The sequence below is a fragment of the Bradyrhizobium sp. CAR08 genome (assembly GCF_052871955.1).
Genome location: NZ_JBIXJX010000007.1, coordinates 202,268 through 221,641, shown reverse-complemented (window position 1 = coordinate 221,641; position 19,374 = coordinate 202,268). Strand labels below are relative to the sequence as shown.

At 65.8% G+C, this 19,374-nt stretch carries 19 protein-coding genes; 13 read left to right on the top strand and 6 right to left on the bottom strand.

Going from position 1 to position 19,374, the window contains the following annotated elements; all coding sequences use genetic code 11:
* The first annotated feature begins 129 nt into the window (after window positions 1-129).
* The 5 genes from ACIPUD_RS16905 (at window position 130) to ACIPUD_RS16885 (ending at window position 5,308) form a co-directional block, all read left to right on the top strand.
* Window positions 130-624, top strand: a complete 495-nt coding sequence (locus ACIPUD_RS16905; protein ID WP_446481186.1) for a tripartite tricarboxylate transporter TctB family protein — start codon at window positions 130-132, stop codon at window positions 622-624.
* Window positions 625-628: 4 nt separating this feature from the next.
* Window positions 629-2,143, top strand: a complete 1,515-nt coding sequence (locus tag ACIPUD_RS16900) for a tripartite tricarboxylate transporter permease (RefSeq protein WP_085352261.1) — start codon at window positions 629-631, stop codon at window positions 2,141-2,143.
* Between the two features lie 51 nt (window positions 2,144-2,194).
* Window positions 2,195-3,184 carry a methylmalonyl Co-A mutase-associated GTPase MeaB gene (gene meaB, locus ACIPUD_RS16895; protein ID WP_446481185.1) on the top strand — a complete coding sequence of 330 codons (990 nt, stop codon included), beginning with the start codon at window positions 2,195-2,197 and terminating at the stop codon, window positions 3,182-3,184.
* Window positions 3,181-3,834 carry a pyroglutamyl-peptidase I gene (locus tag ACIPUD_RS16890; protein ID WP_018456884.1) on the top strand — a complete coding sequence of 218 codons (654 nt, stop codon included), beginning with the start codon at window positions 3,181-3,183 and terminating at the stop codon, window positions 3,832-3,834. The genes meaB and ACIPUD_RS16890 overlap by 4 nt, the downstream gene beginning before the upstream one ends.
* A 103-nt stretch (window positions 3,835-3,937) precedes the next feature.
* Complete coding sequence (locus ACIPUD_RS16885; protein WP_446481184.1) at window positions 3,938-5,308, top strand: TIGR03808 family TAT-translocated repetitive protein; 1,371 nt, start codon at window positions 3,938-3,940, stop codon at window positions 5,306-5,308.
* A gap of 27 nt (window positions 5,309-5,335) precedes the next feature.
* Here ACIPUD_RS16885 and ACIPUD_RS16880 read toward each other — a convergent pair whose 3' ends face one another.
* The 4 genes from ACIPUD_RS16880 to ACIPUD_RS16865 all read right to left on the bottom strand — a co-directional run bounded on the left by ACIPUD_RS16880 (window position 5,336) and on the right by ACIPUD_RS16865 (window position 9,467).
* Window positions 5,336-5,977, bottom strand: a complete 642-nt coding sequence (locus tag ACIPUD_RS16880; protein ID WP_018456886.1) for a TIGR03809 family protein — start codon at window positions 5,975-5,977, stop codon at window positions 5,336-5,338.
* A 506-nt stretch (window positions 5,978-6,483) separates the two neighbouring features.
* Window positions 6,484-8,190, bottom strand: coding sequence for a S8 family serine peptidase (locus tag ACIPUD_RS16875; protein WP_446481183.1), 1,707 nt, complete (start codon window positions 8,188-8,190; stop codon window positions 6,484-6,486).
* Between the two features lie 15 nt (window positions 8,191-8,205).
* On the bottom strand, window positions 8,206-8,901 hold the full coding sequence (locus tag ACIPUD_RS16870) for a hypothetical protein (RefSeq protein WP_026233260.1): 696 nt from the start codon (window positions 8,899-8,901) through the stop codon (window positions 8,206-8,208).
* Window positions 8,898-9,467 (bottom strand): sigma-70 family RNA polymerase sigma factor, encoded by a 570-nt coding sequence (locus tag ACIPUD_RS16865; RefSeq protein ID WP_007593582.1) that lies wholly within the window; start codon window positions 9,465-9,467, stop codon window positions 8,898-8,900. The genes ACIPUD_RS16870 and ACIPUD_RS16865 overlap by 4 nt, the downstream gene beginning before the upstream one ends.
* Window positions 9,468-9,900: 433 nt before the next feature.
* Here ACIPUD_RS16865 and ACIPUD_RS16860 point away from each other — a divergent pair, with 433 nt between their 5' ends.
* Complete coding sequence (locus tag ACIPUD_RS16860) at window positions 9,901-11,058, top strand: GGDEF domain-containing protein (RefSeq protein ID WP_018456889.1); 1,158 nt, start codon at window positions 9,901-9,903, stop codon at window positions 11,056-11,058.
* Between the two features lie 63 nt (window positions 11,059-11,121).
* On the top strand, window positions 11,122-12,225 hold the full coding sequence (locus ACIPUD_RS16855) for a DUF2336 domain-containing protein (RefSeq protein WP_026233261.1): 1,104 nt from the start codon (window positions 11,122-11,124) through the stop codon (window positions 12,223-12,225).
* Between the two features lie 10 nt (window positions 12,226-12,235).
* On the opposite strand, the gene ACIPUD_RS16850 is transcribed toward ACIPUD_RS16855, so the two are convergent.
* Together ACIPUD_RS16850 and ACIPUD_RS16845 are read right to left on the bottom strand one after the other, a co-directional pair.
* The gene (locus ACIPUD_RS16850; protein ID WP_247371002.1) at window positions 12,236-12,874 is read right to left on the bottom strand and encodes an NrsF family protein; all 639 of its coding nucleotides are present in this window, start codon (window positions 12,872-12,874) and stop codon (window positions 12,236-12,238) included.
* Between the two features lie 2 nt (window positions 12,875-12,876).
* Complete coding sequence (locus tag ACIPUD_RS16845; RefSeq protein ID WP_247523739.1) at window positions 12,877-13,422, bottom strand: sigma-70 family RNA polymerase sigma factor; 546 nt, start codon at window positions 13,420-13,422, stop codon at window positions 12,877-12,879.
* A gap of 293 nt (window positions 13,423-13,715) precedes the next feature.
* Between ACIPUD_RS16845 and ACIPUD_RS16840 the strand changes: the two genes are divergently transcribed.
* The 6 genes from ACIPUD_RS16840 to ACIPUD_RS16815 all read left to right on the top strand — a co-directional run bounded on the left by ACIPUD_RS16840 (window position 13,716) and on the right by ACIPUD_RS16815 (window position 19,366).
* Complete coding sequence (locus ACIPUD_RS16840) at window positions 13,716-14,381, top strand: hypothetical protein (protein WP_085362360.1); 666 nt, start codon at window positions 13,716-13,718, stop codon at window positions 14,379-14,381.
* A gap of 162 nt (window positions 14,382-14,543) precedes the next feature.
* The gene (locus ACIPUD_RS16835; RefSeq protein WP_085362359.1) at window positions 14,544-15,323 is read left to right on the top strand and encodes an enoyl-CoA hydratase; all 780 of its coding nucleotides are present in this window, start codon (window positions 14,544-14,546) and stop codon (window positions 15,321-15,323) included.
* A 222-nt stretch (window positions 15,324-15,545) separates the two neighbouring features.
* Window positions 15,546-16,943 (top strand): TolC family outer membrane protein, encoded by a 1,398-nt coding sequence (locus ACIPUD_RS16830; protein ID WP_446481182.1) that lies wholly within the window; start codon window positions 15,546-15,548, stop codon window positions 16,941-16,943.
* Window positions 16,944-16,967: 24 nt separating this feature from the next.
* Window positions 16,968-17,525 (top strand): hypothetical protein, encoded by a 558-nt coding sequence (locus tag ACIPUD_RS16825; protein ID WP_018456896.1) that lies wholly within the window; start codon window positions 16,968-16,970, stop codon window positions 17,523-17,525.
* Between the two features lie 51 nt (window positions 17,526-17,576).
* On the top strand, window positions 17,577-18,539 hold the full coding sequence (locus ACIPUD_RS16820) for an amidohydrolase family protein (protein ID WP_446481181.1): 963 nt from the start codon (window positions 17,577-17,579) through the stop codon (window positions 18,537-18,539).
* Window positions 18,540-18,796: 257 nt separating this feature from the next.
* A complete protein-coding gene (locus tag ACIPUD_RS16815; RefSeq protein WP_247371022.1) occupies window positions 18,797-19,366 on the top strand; it encodes a LysE family translocator in 570 nt (189 codons plus the stop codon).
* Window positions 19,367-19,374 lie beyond the last annotated feature (8 nt).

The following is a 19,374-nucleotide window of genomic DNA, read 5'->3' as shown; positions in this document are numbered from 1 at the left end:
CAGCCCAAATTCGGGTGAGGGGGAGTCTCTCCAAGTCCAGCTTTCACCGCCAACGCGGACGCAGCCCCGGACTCCACCCTCTCTCCGTAAGAACGGGGTGAGGGATAAGAAATCTCATAGGATCCTCCCATGCGCCTTCCCGACTCCGTCACGGGATCGTTTCTCGTCGTGCTCGGCACCGCAGCCGCCTATGGCGGCTGGCTGCTGCCGCCGGTACCCGGGCAGCCGGTCGGCCCCAACGTATTTCCGCTCGTGATCGGCATTGGGCTTGCGCTGTGCGGGCTCGCGATCGTGTTCGGGATCGGCCACACCTTCGAGGAAGCGGAAGAGCTGATCCCGCTCGAGGATGGCCAGGTAGCGGCCGCCGCGCCGCCGCAGGGAAGATTCTATGGCCTGCGCGCGCTGCTGCCCCCGGCGCTGCTGCTGTTCTACGTGGTCGCGGCCGACCGGCTCGGCTTCATCATCACCGCGGCGATCATGGTCTACGTCACCTCGACCGCGTTGGGGGCAAAGTGGAAGCTGGCGCTGCCGCTCGCAGCGCTGGCGCCGTTCGCCATCCACCTCATCTTCGGCAAGCTGCTGCGCGTGCCGCTGCCCGCCGGTCTGTTGCCGACGCCCTGGTGATCCCATGCTGAAAACCCTGATTGAAGCATTCGCACTGATCTCCACCTGGGAGGTCATCATCGCGATGTTCGCAGCCTCCGTGTACGGGCTCGTGATCGGTTCGCTGCCGGGCCTGTCGGCGACGATGGCAACCGCCCTGCTCGTCCCCGTCACCTTCTATCTCTCGCCGATCGCGGCGATTGCGACCATCGTGGCGGCCTCCTCGATGGCGATCTTCTCCGGCGACATCCCCGGTGCGCTGCTGCGCATCCCCGGCACGCCCGCCTCCGCCGCCTATGCCGACGAGGCTTACGCCATGACCCGGAAGGGACAGGCCGAGTTGGCGCTCGGGGCCGGCGTGTGGTTCTCGGCCGTGGGCGGCATCGCCGGCGTGCTGTCGCTTATGATCCTGGCGCCGCCGCTAGCCGAGATCGCGCTGTCGTTCTCGACCTTCGAGTATTTTTGGCTGGCGCTGCTCGGCCTGATGTGCGCGACGCTGGTGGCGCGCTCCTCGCCGGTGAAGGCGATCGCCGGCATGTTCCTCGGTCTGCTGGTCTCCTGCGTCGGCATCGAAAATCCCGGCGGCGTGCCGCGCTTCACCTTCGGCCTCACCGATCTGTTCGGCGGCATCGAGCCGATCCCCGCGCTGGTCGGCGTGTTCGCGGTCGCCCAGGTGATGCGCGCGATGCTGACGCCCGAGCCGCCGCCGCTGCCGCGGCGCAAATTCGGAAGCATCATGGCCGGTCAGTGGAAGCTGACCAAGAAATACCATTGGCAGATGACGCGCGGAAACATCGTCGGCATCATCATCGGCGTACTGCCCGGCGCCGGCGCCGACATGGCCGCCTGGGTGTCCTATGCGATGTCGAAGCGCTTCTCCAAGGAACCGGAAAAGTTCGGCACCGGCCATGTCGAGGGCCTGGTCGAGGCCGGCGCCAGCAACAATGCCAGTATCGCCTCGGGCTGGGTGCCGTCGCTGCTGTTCGGCATCCCCGGCGACACCATCGCCGCGATCGCAATCGGCGTGCTCTACATGAAGGGGCTCAACCCCGGACCGACGCTGTTCACCGAGAAAGCGTCGAGCATGTACGCGATCTATCTGATGTTCATCATCGCGAACATTTTGATGATCCCGCTCGGCATCGCCATGATCCGGGTTGCCGCCTACATCCTGCTGGCACCGCGCTCCGCCATCATGCCCATCATCATGCTGTGCTGCGCAGTCGGCTCGTTCGCTATCGGCAACAACATGTTCGGCGTCGTCACCGTCGCCGCCTTCGGCGTGATCGGCTATGTCATGGAAGCCAACGGTTATCCCGTCGCCGCGATGGTGCTCGGCATCGTCATGGGCACCATGGTCGAGCAGGCCTTTGTCACTTCGCTGATCAAGTCGGACGGCAGCATTTTGCCGTTTTTCGAGCGCCCCGTGGCCGCGATCCTCGCCGCCATGGCGATCGGGGCGCTGCTGTGGCCGGTGATGGTCTGGGTGTGGCGAAAGCTGAAACCGGTGCGGACCGGAGTGGCGGCGACATCCCGGTGATATCGGGCGGGCGGCCCTCGCCTGCCCCACGCGGGCGTTGTAAAGCAGGGCATGGTTGAGAAAAAGCCTTCACTGGACATCAAATCCCTCGCCCATGACCTTCGCGCCGGCAGCCGCGCGGCGCTGGCGCGGGCCATCACGCTGGTCGAGAGCCGGCGCAGCGACCATCAGGCGCTGGCGCGCGAGCTGGTGCAGATGCTCTTGCCTGACACCGGCAGAGCGCTACGCGTCGGCATCACCGGCTCGCCCGGCGTCGGCAAATCCACCACCATCGACGCGCTCGGCATCCATCTGATCGAACAGGGTCACAAGATCGCGGTGCTCGCAGTCGATCCGTCCTCAGCCCGCAGCGGCGGCTCGATCCTCGGCGACAAGACGCGGATGGCCCGGCTGTCGGCTTCCGACGATGCCTTCATCCGACCCTCGCCGTCCTCGGGCACGCTCGGCGGCGTCGCGGCCAAGACACGCGAGGCGATGCTGCTGTGCGAGGCGGCCGGCTTCGACGTCGTGCTGGTCGAGACCGTCGGCATCGGCCAGTCCGAGACCGCAGTCTGCGACATGACCGATTTCTTCCTGGCCTTGATGCTGCCAGGCGGCGGCGACGAATTGCAGGGCATCAAGAAGGGCCTGGTCGAGCTCGCCGACATGATCGCGATCAACAAGGCCGACGGCGACAATCTCAAGCGCGCCAACATCACCGCCGCCGATTATCGCGGCGCGCTGCATATCCTGACGCCACGCTCCGAGCACTGGCATCCGCCGGTCGAGACCTATTCGGCGCTGACTGGCGACGGCATTGCGAAGATCTGGCAGAAACTCCTCGATCACCGCAAGGCGATGAATGCCTCCGGCGACTTCGCCGCACGGCGGCGCGAGCAGCAGGTGAAATGGATGTGGTCGATGCTGGAGCAACGCATGCTGGCGCGGTTGCGCAGCGAGGCGTCGGTGCGAACCAAGGTCCGGAAGATCGAGACCGAGGTGGCCGACGGCCATCTCACGCCGGCGCTCGCCGCCGAAAAGATCCTGGAGTTGCTGCAATGAGCGACAAGCTCCGCGTTCTCCTCACCGCCTTCGGCCCGTTCCCCGGCGCGCCCTACAATCCGACCCAGCCGCTGGTCGCCCGGCTGGTGCAATTGCGCCGTCCCGCACTCGACGATGCCGCGATCTCCAGCCACATCTTCCCAGTCACCTATGCCGCGGTGGACCGGCAATTGCCGGAGGTGCTCGCGAAAGAGAAGCCCGACGCGCTGCTGATGTTCGGCCTCGCCGCACGCACGCCCTATCTGCGCATCGAGAGCCGCGCGCGCAACGCCGTCACCATGCTCTGGCCCGATGCCGCCAACACCCGCTCGAGCAAGCGCGGCATCGCCGGTAATGCGGACGCGCTGATTTTCGGCCCGCACACCGCAAGGCTGCTGCGCGCCGCCCGCCTCACCGGCATCGACGCGCGGCCCTCGCGCGACGCCGGCGCCTATCTCTGCAATTACCTGAGCTGGCGCGCGATCGAAAACGTCAGGGGCGGCGGGCCAAAGCTCGCCGCATTTATCCATATTCCCCTGCTCGCGCGCAGTGGCGCCGTGCGCCGCAAGGGCGCGCCGCGGATCACGCTGGAGGAACTGGTGGACGCCGGGGAAGCGATGCTGATGGAGATGGTACAGTTGGCACGGAAGGCTCGGAACACGACTGTGTAAACATTTAACCCTACCGCGAACAATCCTCACGGCCCCAGCCGCGCGGTCCCGTTTTTGCGCTACCTAACCGCTGCGGACCCCCGCGTCCGCCGGAGGACGCGTCATGGACCTCAATCGCCGCCATGTCATTGGAGCATCGACCGCAGGCCTCGCCGGCGCGCTCGCGATACCAGCCGACGCCGCGCGTGCGGCGCCGCTGACGTCGCTGCTCGGCCGCGATGCCACGCAATATGGCGTGCGGCCCGGCAGCAGCGAGGATCAGACCCGCGCGCTCCAGCGGGCGATCGACGAGGCTGCGCGGGCGCAGATGCCGCTAGCGCTGCCACCCGGCATCTACCGCAGTGGGTTGCTACGCTTGCCAAATGGCGCGCAACTGATCGGCATGCGCGGCGCGACAAAATTCGTCTTCACCGGCGGGGCCTCGGCGATCCAGAGCGACGGCTCCGATGCAATCGGCCTTTCCGGCATCACCTTTGACGGCGGCGGCATTCCGCTGCCGACGCGGCGCGGGCTGATCCAGATCCTCGGCGGACGCGACGTCCGCATCACCGATTGCGCGATCACCGGCTCCGGCGGCAGCGGCATCTGGCTCGAGCAGGTCTCCGGCGACATCTCGGGCAACATCTTTACCAACATCGCGGTGACGGCAGTGGTGTCGTTCGACGCCAGGGGTCTCAGCGTCTCCCACAACACCATCACCGGCACCAACGACAACGGCATCGAGATCCTGCGCACGGCCATCGGCGATGACGGCACGCTGGTCACCGATAACCGCATCGAGGACATCAAGGCCGGCCCCGGCGGCTCCGGCCAGTACGGCAACGCCATCAACACGTTCCGCGCCGGCAACGTCATCGTGCGCGGCAATCGCATTAAGAACTGCGATTACTCCGCCGTGCGCGGCAACTCGGCCTCGAACATCCACATCACCGGCAACAGCGTCAGCGATGTGCGCGAGGTCGCGCTCTATTCGGAATTCGCTTTCGAGGCCGCGGTGATCGCCAACAACATTGTGGACGGCGCCGCGGTCGGCGTCTCCGTCTGCAATTTCAACGAAGGCGGCCGCATCGCCGTGGTCCAGGGCAACATCATCCGCAATCTGATCCCGAAGCGGCCGATCGGCACCGCGCCGGATGACGATGCCGGCATCGGCATCTACATCGAGGCGGATTCATCTGTCACCGGCAACGTGATCGAGAACGCGCCGTCCTACGGCATCGTCGCCGGCTGGGGCAAATATCTCCGCGACGTCGCGATCACGGGCAACGTGATCCGCAAGGCACTGGCCGGCGTCGGGGTGTCCGTCGTGCCCGGCGCCGGCACCGCGCTCGTCAACAACAACATGATCTCGGAAACCCCGCGCGGCGCCGTGGTCGGGCTCGATCATGCGCGCGCCGTGACGTCCGATCTGTCGGTGGACGGCGCCCAGCGGTTTGCGCAATTGGTGGTCGGCGGGAATGCGGTGCGGCGATAGCTGCCGCTGCTCGCCTCCTCCCGAACGCTAGAACGCGTTCCGCAGCAGTGGATACTTCGCTTCGAGCCCGTCGAGGCTGAAGGTGAACTCAACCAGGCGCTCGGGGGCTGCGACAATTTCGGCTGCCGGCGGAGAGAACTGCGGCAGAAGCGCCGCCATCGCAGCCAGCGCCTTGGGCGCTGCCGTCGCGGCCGGCACCTTGGGCCCCGTCATCGCGACGGGCGCGGTGGGCGGCGCCATGGCAGCCGGCACTTGGAGCGGTGCCATCGGGGCAGGCGCGGCGACCCGCGCGGCCGGGGCTTCGGAGATGTCGGCGAGAACGCCCGGCTTGGGATCGAGCCTGACCGGCACTGCGGTCTCCGGGACGATGTGCACGGCCTTCGGTTGCACTGTCTGCGCCTGCTGCTCGCGCGGAAACATGCGGGGCATGGTCGCCGGCGACCAGCCGAATGCGGGCGACACGCTCGCGGCCGCCGTGGCGACGTCAGCGCCGGTGGCAAGGGCGCGCCAGGTCTGGACGGCGAGCTTCGCTTCCTGGATGTTTTCGAGAAATGCGATCTCGGAGTGATAGCGGCGCCAGCGCCCGGTCTCGAACATCTCGGAGAGATGCACCAGCCGCTGCTCGGCGAGAGCGCACCAGCGTGCCGCAATGTCGCGGCCAATAGCCACGTCGCGAATAGCCTCTTGGCGATGTGTCATAAATCAGCCCGTCAGGAGAAAATACGGACGCGACGCAACGCACACGAATCAATTTAGACGCGACGTGAATATTTTGTGGAAAAGTTTTGACTTGTCCAGCAACGACGATGTTTTCGTCGCCAAACTCCGTAGTCGTGCGGAGATTCAAGCGGTTTTGGAGTCAAGCTTCGCACAAGCATAGCGCGCTTGCGGCGTGCCGGCGGAGCAGTGGCGATGAGTGAGCCACGATCTCTCAACCGGAAGCTGATCTCGCGCAGGCTTCGAGGGATTGGACGCCCAAAAAGAAGACCCGTCCGGGGGGACAACCGGACGGGTCGAGCCATATGGGCGCTTGGGGTGGATGGGCGCTCGCGCCTGATATGACTTATGGGGAGGGATAACCGCTCCCACATAATTTGGTCGTGGCAGCGGGCCGAACGTTCAATGCGGCGTTTGATTTTTCAACCTTCGCGCCGCGCGCAAAGTTGTCGGAGCCGCTATCGCGTCGCCGGCCTATCCGCCTGAGAAACCGTGGCTTTATCCTCGGTGCTCGACAACGAGGGTTGCTCTAATGCGCGGATGCCAGGCTCGTCGCGACGCTTCTCGATATCTTCACGTTTTGTTGTACCGGATGCGGCCGCGACCGGCGTCGCGCCGGCGGCGGGAACGGCCATGACCGCGGCAAACGCGTCGGCCTCGCCATCGCCGAACAGATCATCACGCCCGGGTGAACCGAGGTCACGCGCCGTCTTCGCCAGCGTCGTGCGCAGCGCTTCCGGCTTCAAGGCGGAGTTGCGCTCGAGCAGCAGCGCCGCGACGCCGGAGACATAGGCGGCCGAGAACGAGGTGCCCGACGTCATCTGGTATTTGCCGTCAGGCGCCGGCAGGAAGATATCGACGCCGGGGGCCGCGACCGCGATGTAGTTGCCACGGTTGGAGGCGGTGAACAGCCGGTCCTGCTGGTCGGTTGCGCTGACCGCGATCACGTTGGGATTGGCGGCCGGATAGAGCGGCGGCGACTTCGCGCCGGCATTGCCGGCGGCTGCGATCAGCACCAGGCCACGCGCGGCGGTCGCCGCGATGGCCCGCTCGATCACCGCGTCTTTGGGACCGGCAAAGCTCATGTTGACGATCTGCGCGCCGTGCTCGGCGGCATAGTTCAGAGAGCGCAGGATGATGTAGGACGAGCTCTCGGCCCCGCCGGTGGTGCCGCCGAAGGCGCGGATGGCGATGATGCGCGCCTCGGGCGCGCTGCCCATCAGCTTGGCATGCGCCACGATGGCGCCTGCAATGCCGGTGCCATGAATGTGCGGGCCTTCGGCGCTACCGAGCGCATCGAAATTGTCGGCAATGGAATTGGCAAGTTCCGGATGTCGGGCGTCGATGCCGGAGTCGATCACAGCAACCGTCACATTCGCGCCATGCGCGAGAGTATGTGCCTGCGGCAGGCGGAGCTTGGCCAGCGCATATTGCGCGGGATCTCCCTCGGTCGGCACCGACGATTTCTGGTCCTGGAGCAGGTAGCGGAAGTTCGGCTGGACCGAGCGCACGCTGCCGTCGGCCGCGAATTCACGCCGCACCGTCGCGGAGGGCCGGCCGTCGGTGATGCGGAACAGTCCGAACGTTGCCCCGATCAGCGGAAAATTCTCGGAAGTCACGCGAGTCAGGCCATGGCGACGCGCAAGCTCGTCGGCCTCGGTCGACGACAGCCCGCCATCGATCTCGGCGACGAATTCGTCGGCGAAGGTACGCAAATCCGCGGCGACGGGCGCGTTGTTGCCGCGCCGCTTTCCGGCGGTCTTCTTGCCCGATTTGCCCGAGCCATCGCCGCCTGCGTTCTGCTGCGCCAGGCATTCGCCGGCGGCGTCGCGATCGGGCGCGGTACAGGCGGGATAGAGGTTCGGGGAGTAGCGCGCATAAGGCAGCACCGGCGTCGGCCCCATCCGCGCCGAAATCCTCGTCGTCACGATCGGACCGGGACCGCGGCCGACGGCCACCGCTCTGGCTGCAACGCCCGGACTGACGCGTGCGGCGATGCCAGGAGAAATGGTCGGCATTCGGGAGGGGACGCTGATCGTCGGCGTGCGCATGATCGCCTGCGCCTGCGCAACCTCGACGCCGAAACAGGCGGCGAGCAAAAGCGCGGCTGCGACCGACGAAGCGCAGACCCCGGCTCTTACTCCACTTTCGGACTTGCGCGTCATCAGCTTGGAAGCGCCTTACGGCGCCGCGACGGCGAGGTTGACGAACTTCTCGCGCTGCATCTTGCCAAGCAGCGAGTTGAGTTCGTCACGGCTCATCGCCTTGTCGAACTGGAGGCGGAACATGCCGCCCTTGGCATCACCGATGATCGAAGCCTGGTAGCCGTCGAGCAATGCGGTGATGTCGGCGACGCGCGCCTCGGGCGTGAAGCGTACCAGCGCGCGCGCTGGCGGGACGGTCGTGCCGAGGTCGCGTGTGATCGGAGCGCTGGTCGAAAGCGAAGCAGTCTGGAAGGTCGCAGTCTGGGTCTGCGTCAACACCGCGCCGATGATTCCGGCTTGCAGCACGAGGGCCATGGCGCCAAGGCTCGCCGACCAGGCGAGAGTGCGCGGCGACAGGCTCGCAAAGAAGGTGGCGATGCGCGCCGACAGCGGCAGCGAACCGGCCGCCCGCGCGGGCTCGGCGTCGATCGCCGCGAACAGCTTCTGCATCGCGCGCGCCGACGGAGCACCCAGGCTCTCGTTCAGATGAATGGTCTCTTCATACTCGCCGCGGATCGCGGCATATTGCTTCGCGAGCTCGGGATCGCGCGCTAGCGCCTCGTCGACGCGGCGCGCATCGCGCGGGTTCAGCGTGCCGGCGGCGTGCCACGGCAGCAGCAGTTCAATTTCACCGGGCTCTTGCTCCAGCATCTTCTTGCTCAAAGCCATCATGGCCAGCCTCGCTCAATGCCGGCTGCCTTCAGCAGTTCGGCCAATTTCTTGCGCGCATAGAACAAGCGCGTCTTCACAGTGTTCTCCGGGATGCCAACGATTTCGGCCACCTCTTCCACGGATTTCTCGTGGTAGTAGACGAGATCGACGATTTCCCGATGATCCGGCGAGAGGCCCGTCAGACACTCCCGCAACGCTTCACTGGTATCCTTCTTCTGCACCGCCGTTTCCGGATTGTCGGACGTGTCCTCGATCGCGTTCGCGGCGTCGTCGTCCAACTCAAAATCCTTCCTGCGCCGAAGCGCAGACAGGGCCTTGAATCGGGTAATGGCCAGCAGCCAGGTGGAAACGGCGGATCGGCCCTCGAACTTGCCGGCTTGACGCCAGACGTCGAGAAATACCTCACTGATGAGGTCTTCCGCCGCCTGCTCGTCCCGCACGAGCCGAAGGCCGAACCGATACACCCTTACATGGTGCCGCCCGTACAGCACCTGCATGGCGAGCCGGTCGCCTTGAGCGATCCTGGCGATCAGGATCTCGTCCGAAGCCGCTTGTGTCACGCTCAAAGGCCGTCTCGCAAGATTGGTCGGGTCGATGCGGCAGACGGTTCGACGGGAGGGGTAAAATTGTTCAGCCTACCGCAGTCATACGGGAGGCTGTGTGATCTACCCCACATACGCGAAATTTCCTTTTGCCACCCGCGGCTGGGCGCCGCGCTCAAGAACGGTAACATAGTAATGAAGCACTTTCCTGAGCAATGCCGTCCAGCATAGAGAAGCCGACGTGCATGGAACCTTAGCAGCCTAGCACGACATATGTCTTCCGAAGCCCTGCTTTGGCTCGACCGCGTCGCACACGACGCCTCATGGCCGGCAAATTCCTCGGCCGCTCGACGTCCCCGCTCCTGCGCTGCACAGCGTGGATTCGGTTTCGAAGGATACCAAACCTAAAGGCTTGCCACGTAGATTTTTGGGCTGACATCCACCATTGGGCGGGACCATGAGCACGGCTGCGACGTCCTTTCCCGAGAGGAATGCCGCTGAGGCCGCGGATCTCGCCCTGACGACCGCGGCTGCGGCACCCGAGGTCCTGGCGCGCCGGATCCGGCAGCGGCGCCAGATGTATGTCGGCCAGGTGGCGAGCTACTCGCTCGGCGCCTCCGTCCTGCTGCTCTACGCCTATGACGGCGTCATCTCCATGGGCGTTCCGTCACTGTTCTGGCTCGGCGGCCTTCTGACCATCGGAACCTTCACCGTGCTGTCGGAAGCGGGCTTCGGCGACCGGTTCGAGGATCATTACCTCACCGTCTTCCAGATCTCGGCGCATATGTCGCTGCAGCTGCTGTTCCTGCTCGCGGTGCCGACAGTCGGAGTTGCGTTCCTTGCCGTGCTGTTTCTGATCTTCGCCTTCGGCACGCTTCGTATGACATCGAGCCAGGCGATGCTCACCTGGGGCCTCGCCACTTGCGGGCTCGCCTTGGTCTTCCTCGCCTCGGACTTGCCAATCGGACTGCCGGTTACGACCCAGCTGCAACGGGCCGCCTCGATGCTGTGCTTCGTGCTGGTGATTGGCCAGTGCGCCTTCCTCGGCCTGTTCGGCGCCACGCTGCGCAAGATCCTGTACCGGCGCAGCATCGAGCTGAAGGCCGCCTATCAGCGCATCGAGGAGCTGGCGGAGCTCGACGAACTCACCGGCTCCTACAACCGCCGCTGCATCATGCGGCTTCTCGACGCCGAGATCGAAAAATCGCGGCAGACATCGACCCCTTGCGCGATCGCACTCATCGATCTCGACTGGTTCAAGCGCATCAACGACGCCCATGGCCATCCCGTCGGCGACGAGGTGCTGCGCACCTTCGCAATCACCATTTTCGCCAACATCCGCCCGGCCGACTGCTTCGGCCGCTACGGCGGCGAGGAATTCTTGCTGCTGCTGCCGGGGACGGACGGCGATGCGGCATCGCGCACGCTCGATCGGCTGCGCGGCATCGTCGCCGATCTGGACTGGAGCGCATTCTCCCCGGGCATGCGCGTGACCATTTCCGCGGGCGTCGTGACGCTGCGCGACAACGATACCGCCGACACGTTTCTCGTGCGCGCCGATAGCGCGCTCTATTCCGCCAAGGCACAGGGGCGCAACCGCATTGCAACCAGCTGATCAATCCATTTTCTCCCGGCGCGACCGAAGCCGCTGCCGGGCCGAACGCGCCAGGACAGGGCAATGAGATCTAAATCCGCCAAATCATCCGAGAATCTGCTCGAGGAATTGCAAACCGCGCTCTCGCACGGCACCGTCGCGCACCGGGTCGAGACGCTGCGCCGCGTCACAGATCTCTTCGTGGGCAACGCCTCGGACTATTCCGACGACCACGTTCGTGTGTTCGATGACGTGTTCCAATGCCTGATCGAGCAGATCGAGACGTCCGCCAAGGCGCTGCTCGCCGACCGCCTCGCACCGATCGCGGCTGCGCCGCCGAAGATCATCCGCACGCTCGCGCTCGACGAGGTGATTGAGGTTTCCGGCCCGGTGCTGTCGAAATCCGAACGGCTGGACGAGGAGATCCTGATCGAGATCGCGCGCACCAGGGGTCAAGCCCATCTCAAGGCGATCTCGCTACGGCGGGTGCTGTCGGAAGCGCTGACCGACGTGCTGGTGACCCGCGGCGACGAGGACGTGGTGCAATCGACCGTCAGCAATCCGGGTGCGCAACTGTCGGAGGGAAGTCTCGCCGACCTCGTGACCCGCGCCGAGCGTGACGACGACCTCGCCAGTTGCATCGGCCTGCGGCCCGACTTGCCCCGCCATCATTATTTGAAGCTGGTCGCAAAGGCCTCCTTGGCCGTGCGCAGGAAGCTGGAGGCCGCGCACCCCGAGTTCGCGGACGACGTGTCCAGCGTGGTCCAGGAAGCGGCCCAGCGAATCCGCGCCGCCAGCATGACCAGGCAGACCGAGAGGGCGCGCGCGCTGGTGAAGTCGCTGCATGAGGACGGCCGCCTCACCGAGCTCCAGGTCGCCACCTTCGCGGAGCAGGGCAAGTTCGACGAGACCAATGCGGGGCTCGCGGCGCTTGCGGGCGTCGCAGTCGAGACCGCCGAGACCATGATGATCGAAAGCCGGATCGAGGGCGTGATGATCCTCGCCAAGGTCGCGGCCATGCAATGGTCGAGCGTCCGCGCCATCATTGCCCTGCGCGAGAAGCTCTCAGGCGGCTCGCAGACCGACATGCTGACGCTGCGCGACGCTTACGAGGCGCTGCGCAGCTCGACGGCGCAGCAGGTTCTGCGCTTCCACCGCATGCAGCAGGGCGCGACGCCGGCGGCGTGAAGCCGGCAAGCTAGTAGCGTAGGACCTTCGCCCCCGCCAGCGCCCCAATTGCCGCCACCAACGCGGTGGCGAGCGTGTACCAGGTCGCGACGAACAGCGGCGAGTCGTCGGTACAGTGCGAGGCGTACAGCGTCGCGGCAAGGCCCGCCGACACCAGGCCAGCGAGCGCACCGGCGAGTGCGGGATGGGACGGCGCACCGTGGCGAAGGCCGAACAGGGCCCCAGCAAGCAGCGGCAGCGACATCGCAGGGATTGCGAACAGGCATACCCTGGAATTCTTGCCCATCAATCGCATCGTCATCGGCATGGCCGGCGCCATCATCGCCTCGCTACCGATCGCCACCGCGAGCAGCCCGACCGGCAGCAGCAGTAGCCAGCCCCAGCCACGCAGCAAGGCTTCGGGACGCGACAGATGCAGGCTGACGATGATCGCGGGAATCGCGAGCGACAGTGTGACCGCGAATTTCATGTCGAAGAACGGGTTGTGCATCGCCGTCATCACATCGTGACGCACACCGAGAAAGGTGGCGAAGATCAGGATCGACAGCGGCGCAGCGACCAGCAGCGCCATGGTCAGCACCGCGCCGACGCGCGGCGGACGATGGGCGTTGTCGGCCGCGAGCGAGCGAATGAGTTGATCGGTGTCCATGACTACTGGTCCCGCAGTTTGGCAGTCAGCGCGGCAAGTCCGCGATGTAGCGCGACCCGCACCGCGCCCTCGCTCATCGAATATTTCACCGCCGTGTCCTTGATCGAGGTGCTGTCGACCGCGATCGACTGCAACACGTCGCGCTGGCGCTGCGGCAGCGTATTGAGCTGGCTGGCGACCTCGCTGGCCGAAGCGGTCTCCTGCGGCGCCTCGCCCGGCAGGGTCTCGGCGAAATCGTCGATGTTGACGAAGATCCGCCTGCCCCGTCGCCGCAGCATGTCGATCAGCTTGTTGCGGCCGATCGCAAACAGCCACGGGGCGAAGGGGGCTTCGCTGTCCCAAGTGTGCCGCTTCAGATGCACCGCCAACAAAATCTCCTGCACGATATCCTCGGCCTGGTCGGGAGGCTGCCCGGCCCGAGCCAGGCCGCGCCTCGCGGCAGCGCGCAGCACAGGCGTGACCGCCTTCAACAGGCGATGATACGCCGCGTCATCGCCTGCCATGGCCGACCGCATCAGGCCGGTCCACTCGTCCTCACGTCCGCGCACGCGCGCCCCTCACCATGCAATTCGGCCGCTCTTTCAGTTTGTTACGCTGGCATCAGCCAGATCACGAATTCGTGATCTTGCTTGGCCACGCGACCGATGCGGCCGTCAGGATCTGCGACGGCTCATAACACCGATCGGTCCAGTCCGCACCCCGCGGCCGGCTGCGAAGGCAGCGGTTTTGCCGCGCTTTTGCCGGGTGTGGCCCGAAGATTCCCATTTTCTGCCCCGCTGTGGTCACGCCCCAGGGTCTCTGTTCAGTCCCGGGACGGGCGGAATTTGGGGAGATCGTCAACATGATGAAAGCCAGCGGGCGCGCGGCCCTGATTGTCCTGGCCGGGCTTTTCTTGCTGTTCGGGGGCGTTGCACAGGCGGCGCCGAATTCAGCCGCAAGCAGCAAGTCGGACAGCGCGGGCAAACAGGCCGACACGGTCAAGCCGACCAAGCAGCGGCATCACACGTCGCGTCACCGCGACAACACCAAGACGGCAGAAAAATCCGACGACAAGGCCGACAAGAAGGACGCCGCGGCAACGGCCGATGAGACGAAGGCCGACAATCGTGACGCGCCGACCTCGAGCCAGATGCCGCCGGAAGTCGCCAACGCCAATGCGCAACTCGCCGCCGCCGATACGCCGACCGCGGCTGCCGCTTCCGCAATGACGGGCCGGGCCAACGACAACGTCCAGGCCGCGGCCGATAATACCGCCGCCCCGAACGCCGAGGGCCAGGTCGTCGCACCCGATCAGCTCAACGACATCGACCGCGCCTTGCAACAGGACAACACGCCGGCGCAGAGGGCGGTGATCGCCGCAACCGACGCGCAGCCGCGTCCGGCGCCGGTGATGGCAAGCAGCCAGCAGAGCTCGGCCTGGGACCAGAGCTCCCTGATCGGAAAAATCTTCATCGGCGTCGGCACGCTGCTGACGCTGGCCTCAGCCGCGCGCATGTTCATGGCGTGACTTTGGCTTGATTTTGGCCTGATCGCCGGCCCGCGGGACCTGGTCCGGAACGCGCATCTGGCCGCGTGTTCCGGCCGTCCTTGCGCCGATGGCTTTGCGGCCTCTTGAAGCCCACCGCGCCAGCGGGCACATTGCCCGCTCAACCAAAAGCGTGGGTGGAGCATGAGCACGTTCGAACACATCATCGTCGAAAGCAAAGGCGCGGTCGGCATCATCAAGCTGAACCGGCCGAAGCTGCTCAACGCACTCTCCTTCGGCGTCTTCCGCGAGATCGCCGCGGCCGTCGACGATCTCGAAGCCGATAACGCCATCGGCTGCATCGTCGTGACCGGCAGCGAGAAGGCGTTTGCTGCCGGCGCCGACATCAAGGAGATGCAGCCGAAAAGCTTCATCGACATGTTCTCGGAGGATTTTGCCGCGATCGGCGGCGATCGGGTCGCGCGCTGCCGCAAGCCGACGATCGCCGCGGTCGCAGGCTATGCGCTCGGCGGCGGCTGCGAGCTCGCGATGATGTGCGACTTCATCATCGCCGCCGACACCGCCAAATTTGGTCAACCCGAAATCACGCTCGGCACCATCCCCGGCATCGGCGGCACCCAGCGCCTGACCCGTGCGATCGGCAAGTCCAAGGCGATGGACCTTTGCCTCACCGGCCGCATGATGGATGCGGCCGAAGCCGAGCGCAGCGGCCTGGTCAGCCGCATCGTTCCCGCCGACAAGCTGATGGACGAGGTGATGGCCGCGGCCGAGAAGATCGCCGCGATGTCGCGACCCGCGGTCGCGATGGCCAAGGAAGCGGTCAACCGCGCCTTCGAGACCGCGCTCGCCGAGGGCATGAGCGTCGAGCGCAACCTGTTCCACTCGACCTTCGCACTGGAGGACCGCTCCGAGGGCATGGCGGCGTTCATCGAGAAGCGGAAGCCGGTGAACAAGAACAGGTAAAGGCAGGCGAGCGGTCAGGCTGGTGTAAGGCTCTGCCGCTTTCCCGCAGAATCCCTGTGACGTGCCTGCAACAAGCACGGAATACATGGGGGTTTCCCCCGCGGCAGTTTGCCTGCGGGACCTCGGCTGGTTAAACAGCTAAGAGAGCCGCCGTCGGCGGGGGCGGACAGCCGGGATTTGCGGGATTACATGATTGGGCATGCCGCCAGAGCTGGTCGCGTGATGACGCGGCATCGATCGGGCGTGGCTCCTGTGCTCGCGACATGGACCACGCTGGCGCTGTGTTGCGCCCTGCCCTCCGCCGCACGGGCGGAAGCGCTGCCGGAGGCGCTCGCCAAGGCCTACCAGACCAATCCGCAACTCAATGCCGAGCGTGCGCGGCAGCGCGCCACCGACGAGAACGTGCCGCAGGCGCTCGCCGGCTACCGGCCACAGATCGTGGCAAGCCTCAGCGCCGGGTTGCAATCGGTGCGCAACCTGCTGCCCGACAACACCATCCAGACCGCCAATCTGAAGCCATGGATCATCGGTGTCACCGTGTCGCAGACCCTGTTCAACGGTTTCCGCACCGCCAACAACGTGCGCGCCGCCGAACTCCAGGTACAGTCGGGCCGCGAGGCGCTGCGCAACGTCGGCCAGGGCGTGCTGCTCGACGCGGTCACCGCCTACACCAACGTGCTCGCCAACCAGTCACTGGTCGAGGCGCAGCGCTCCAACGTCGCCTTCCTGCGCGAAACGCTCTCGGTCACCCAGCGGCGCCTCAACGCTGGCGACGTCACGCCGACCGACAGCGCCCAGGCCGAGGCGCGGCTCAACCGCGGGCTTTCCGATCTGAACGCTGCGGAAGTCGCGCTGGCGGTGAGCCAGGCGATCTACGCGCAAGTGATCGGCAATGCGCCATCGCAGCTTCGGGCCGCCGAAGTCGTCGACCGCTATCTGCCGAAGAGCCGCGAGGGCGCGCTGACGATGGCGATCCGTCAGCACCCAGCGGTGATGGCCGCCGGCTTCGATGTCGATGTCGCCTCCACCAACATCCGCGTCGCCGAAGGCGCGCTGCTGCCGAGCGCCAGCGTCCAGGGCAGCGCCAGCAAGAGCCGCAACAACGACCCGACGCTCGGCACCTTCGCCGAAGATCAGGCCTCGATCGTCGCCAATGTCACCGTGCCGATCTACGACGGCGGCCAGGCCGCCGCACAGACCCGGCAGGCCAAGGAAATCACGGCGCAGAGCCGGCTCGTGCTCGATCAGGTGCGCAACCAGGCGCGCACGGCGGCGGTCAGCGCCTGGGTTGCCAATGAAGGCGCCAAGATCGCGGTCTCGGCCTCGGAGTCCGAAGTGAAGGCGGCGACCGTCGCGCTCCAGGGCGTGCAGCGCGAGGCCGCCGGCGGACAGCGCACGACGGTGGATGTGCTGAACTCGCAGGCCGATCTGATCCAGGCCAAGGCCCGCCTGATCGGCGCCAATCGCGACCGCGTGATCGCTTCCTACACGCTGCTCAGCGCCGTCGGCCATCTCGACGTCAAGACCTTGAGCCTGAACACGCCGGACTATCTGCCCGAGGTGCACTACCAGCAGGTCCGCGACGCCTGGCACGGCCTGCGCACGCCATCGGGGCAGTAGTTTCAATCGTCTGGCTTGGTGCCGATGAAAAGCCGCCGCATCCATCTGATGGGAGCCTCCGGCTCCGGCGTGACGACGATCGGCCGCGCGCTCGCGAGCCGGCTTGCGCTGCCGCATCACGACAGCGATGATTATTTCTGGCTGCCGACGGCGCCGCCCTACCAGACCACGCGCCCCGCTGCCGAGCGTCTGCGCCTGATGCGCGAGATGTTTCTGCCGCGGCTCGATTGGGTGCTGAGCGGAACGGTCACCGGCTGGGGCGACGAGTTCATCCCATTCTTCGATCTCGTCGTCTTTGTGACGACGCCGCGCGAGCTTCGCTTGCAGCGCCTGCGTGACCGCGAGGCTACGCATTTCGGAGCGGATGCCGTCGCACAGGGCGGCTGGCGTCATGAGGAGGCGGAGTCGTTCGTCGACTGGGCCTCGCACTACGAAGCCGGCGATCGCGAGGGTCGCAGTCTCGCAAGAGATGAGGCGTGGCTCGCGAAGCTGCCCTGCCCGGTCGTGCGCGTCGACGGCTCACGCCTGCTTGCGGACCTCGTCGAGCAGCTATGCAGCGAAGCGCAGCGGCTGCCGGGCTGATGTGATACTGTCACGATGCCACTGCCAAATAATAATACAGGGAGAGAAACCATGCTCAGCCGACGCAGCGTCCTGCTTGCCTCCCTTGCCGCCGGAGTTGCCATGTCGAACAAAGCCCACGCACGTGCCGCGCAGCCCGCCACTCCGGTCAATTTCGACGTCCCGGCCCATGCCTGCGACTGTCACACCCACATCCATGGCGATGTCGAAAAATTTCCGTTCTTCGCGGGCCGCGTCTACACGCCGGAACCGGCTTCGCCGGAGGAGATGGCCGCGCTGCACAAGGCGCTGCATATCGAGCGCGTGGTGATCGTGACGCCGAGCGTCTACGGCACCGACAACTCGTCGACGCTGTTCGGCATGAAAGCGCGTGGCGCGGCCGCGCGCGGGGTGGCCGTGATCGACGACAAAACGACCGAGGCCCAGCTTGACACGATGCAGGCAGACGGCTTTCGCGGTGTCCGCCTCAATCTCGCGACCGGCGGCGTCAACGACCCCAATGTCGGCCGGCCGCGCTTCACCGCCGCAGTCGAGCGCATGAAGGCGCGCGGTTGGCACGTGCAGCTCTACACGACGCTTCCCATGATCTCGGCGATCAAGGACCTCATCGAGACGGCGCCAGTACCCGTTGTATTCGACCATTTCGGCGGCCTTGAGGCCTCGCTTGGGCTGGAGCAGCCGGGATTTTCCGACCTGGTCGCGCTGGTGAAATCCGGCAAGGCCTATGTCAAGATTTCCGGCGCCTATCGCTCCTCGAAGCTCGCGCCCGACTATCAGGACATGGTGCCCTATGCCCGCGCACTGATCGCGGCGAATGCGGACCGCATCGTCTGGGGCACGGACTGGCCGCATCCGGATTCGAGCCGTGTCGAGGGACGCAAAGCCACCGACATCGCGCCGCTCTACCAGATCGACGACGGCCGCCTGCTCAACCAGCTTCCGGTGTGGGCGCCGGATGCAGATGTGCGCAAGAAGATCCTGGTCGACAACCCGGCGCAACTCTACGGGTTCTGAGTCGCGCCAAGCGCAATTCGGTTCAACGACCGCGACACGGTTCCACAATGAGGCGTGGAACTGTTGTCGCGAAGGCACAAACTTGTTGGACTCACACGAACGTGTTTGTGCTCTCGTCCGTTTCTCACCCTTCTGGTTGAGGCGGCGATTCTTTTTCGGGGCTACGCACACGCACAGATTTCATTTGTTCGTGCGGGTGCATGCCTTTATCGCATTATTTTGCCGCGCTTTTTTCCGGCATTGGAATTGGTTTCACCGTGGCCGCCCCCATCGGACCGATGGGCATGCTGTGCATACAGCGCACATTGGCATCCGGCATGGCCACGGGCCTCGCAACCGGCTTCGGCGCCGCGACCGTGCATCTCACCTACAGCGCTCTCGCGGTTTTAGGACTGGGCTCGCTGGCACAGCCCTGGGTCGAGGCCAATGCCGCCGGCTTCGGCACCGTCTCGGCGCTCACGCTGCTGTGGTTCGCGATCCGGACCCATCGCGGCTCGGTCGCGCTCCAGACGACCGACGTCGTCGACAACGTGCATCTGGCGCGGGCCTATCTCAGCGCCATCGCGCTTGGGTTCACCAATCCGCTGACCGTCATCCTGTTTCTGGCTGCGCTGCACGCCTTTTCAATGCAGACCGCGGCAGCCCCGCTGATCGCCGGTGTCTTCGTCGGTTCCGCGATCTGGTGGACCGTGCTCAGCACGATCGTGGCAATGGCGCGGTCACGGCTGACGCCGCGCATGCTGTCGATGAGCAGTCGGTTGGCCAGCTTGATGCTGCTGGGCCTCGGCACCATGATGCTGGTGCGGATCGCGCAGCGGATGCTGTGATTGGCGGC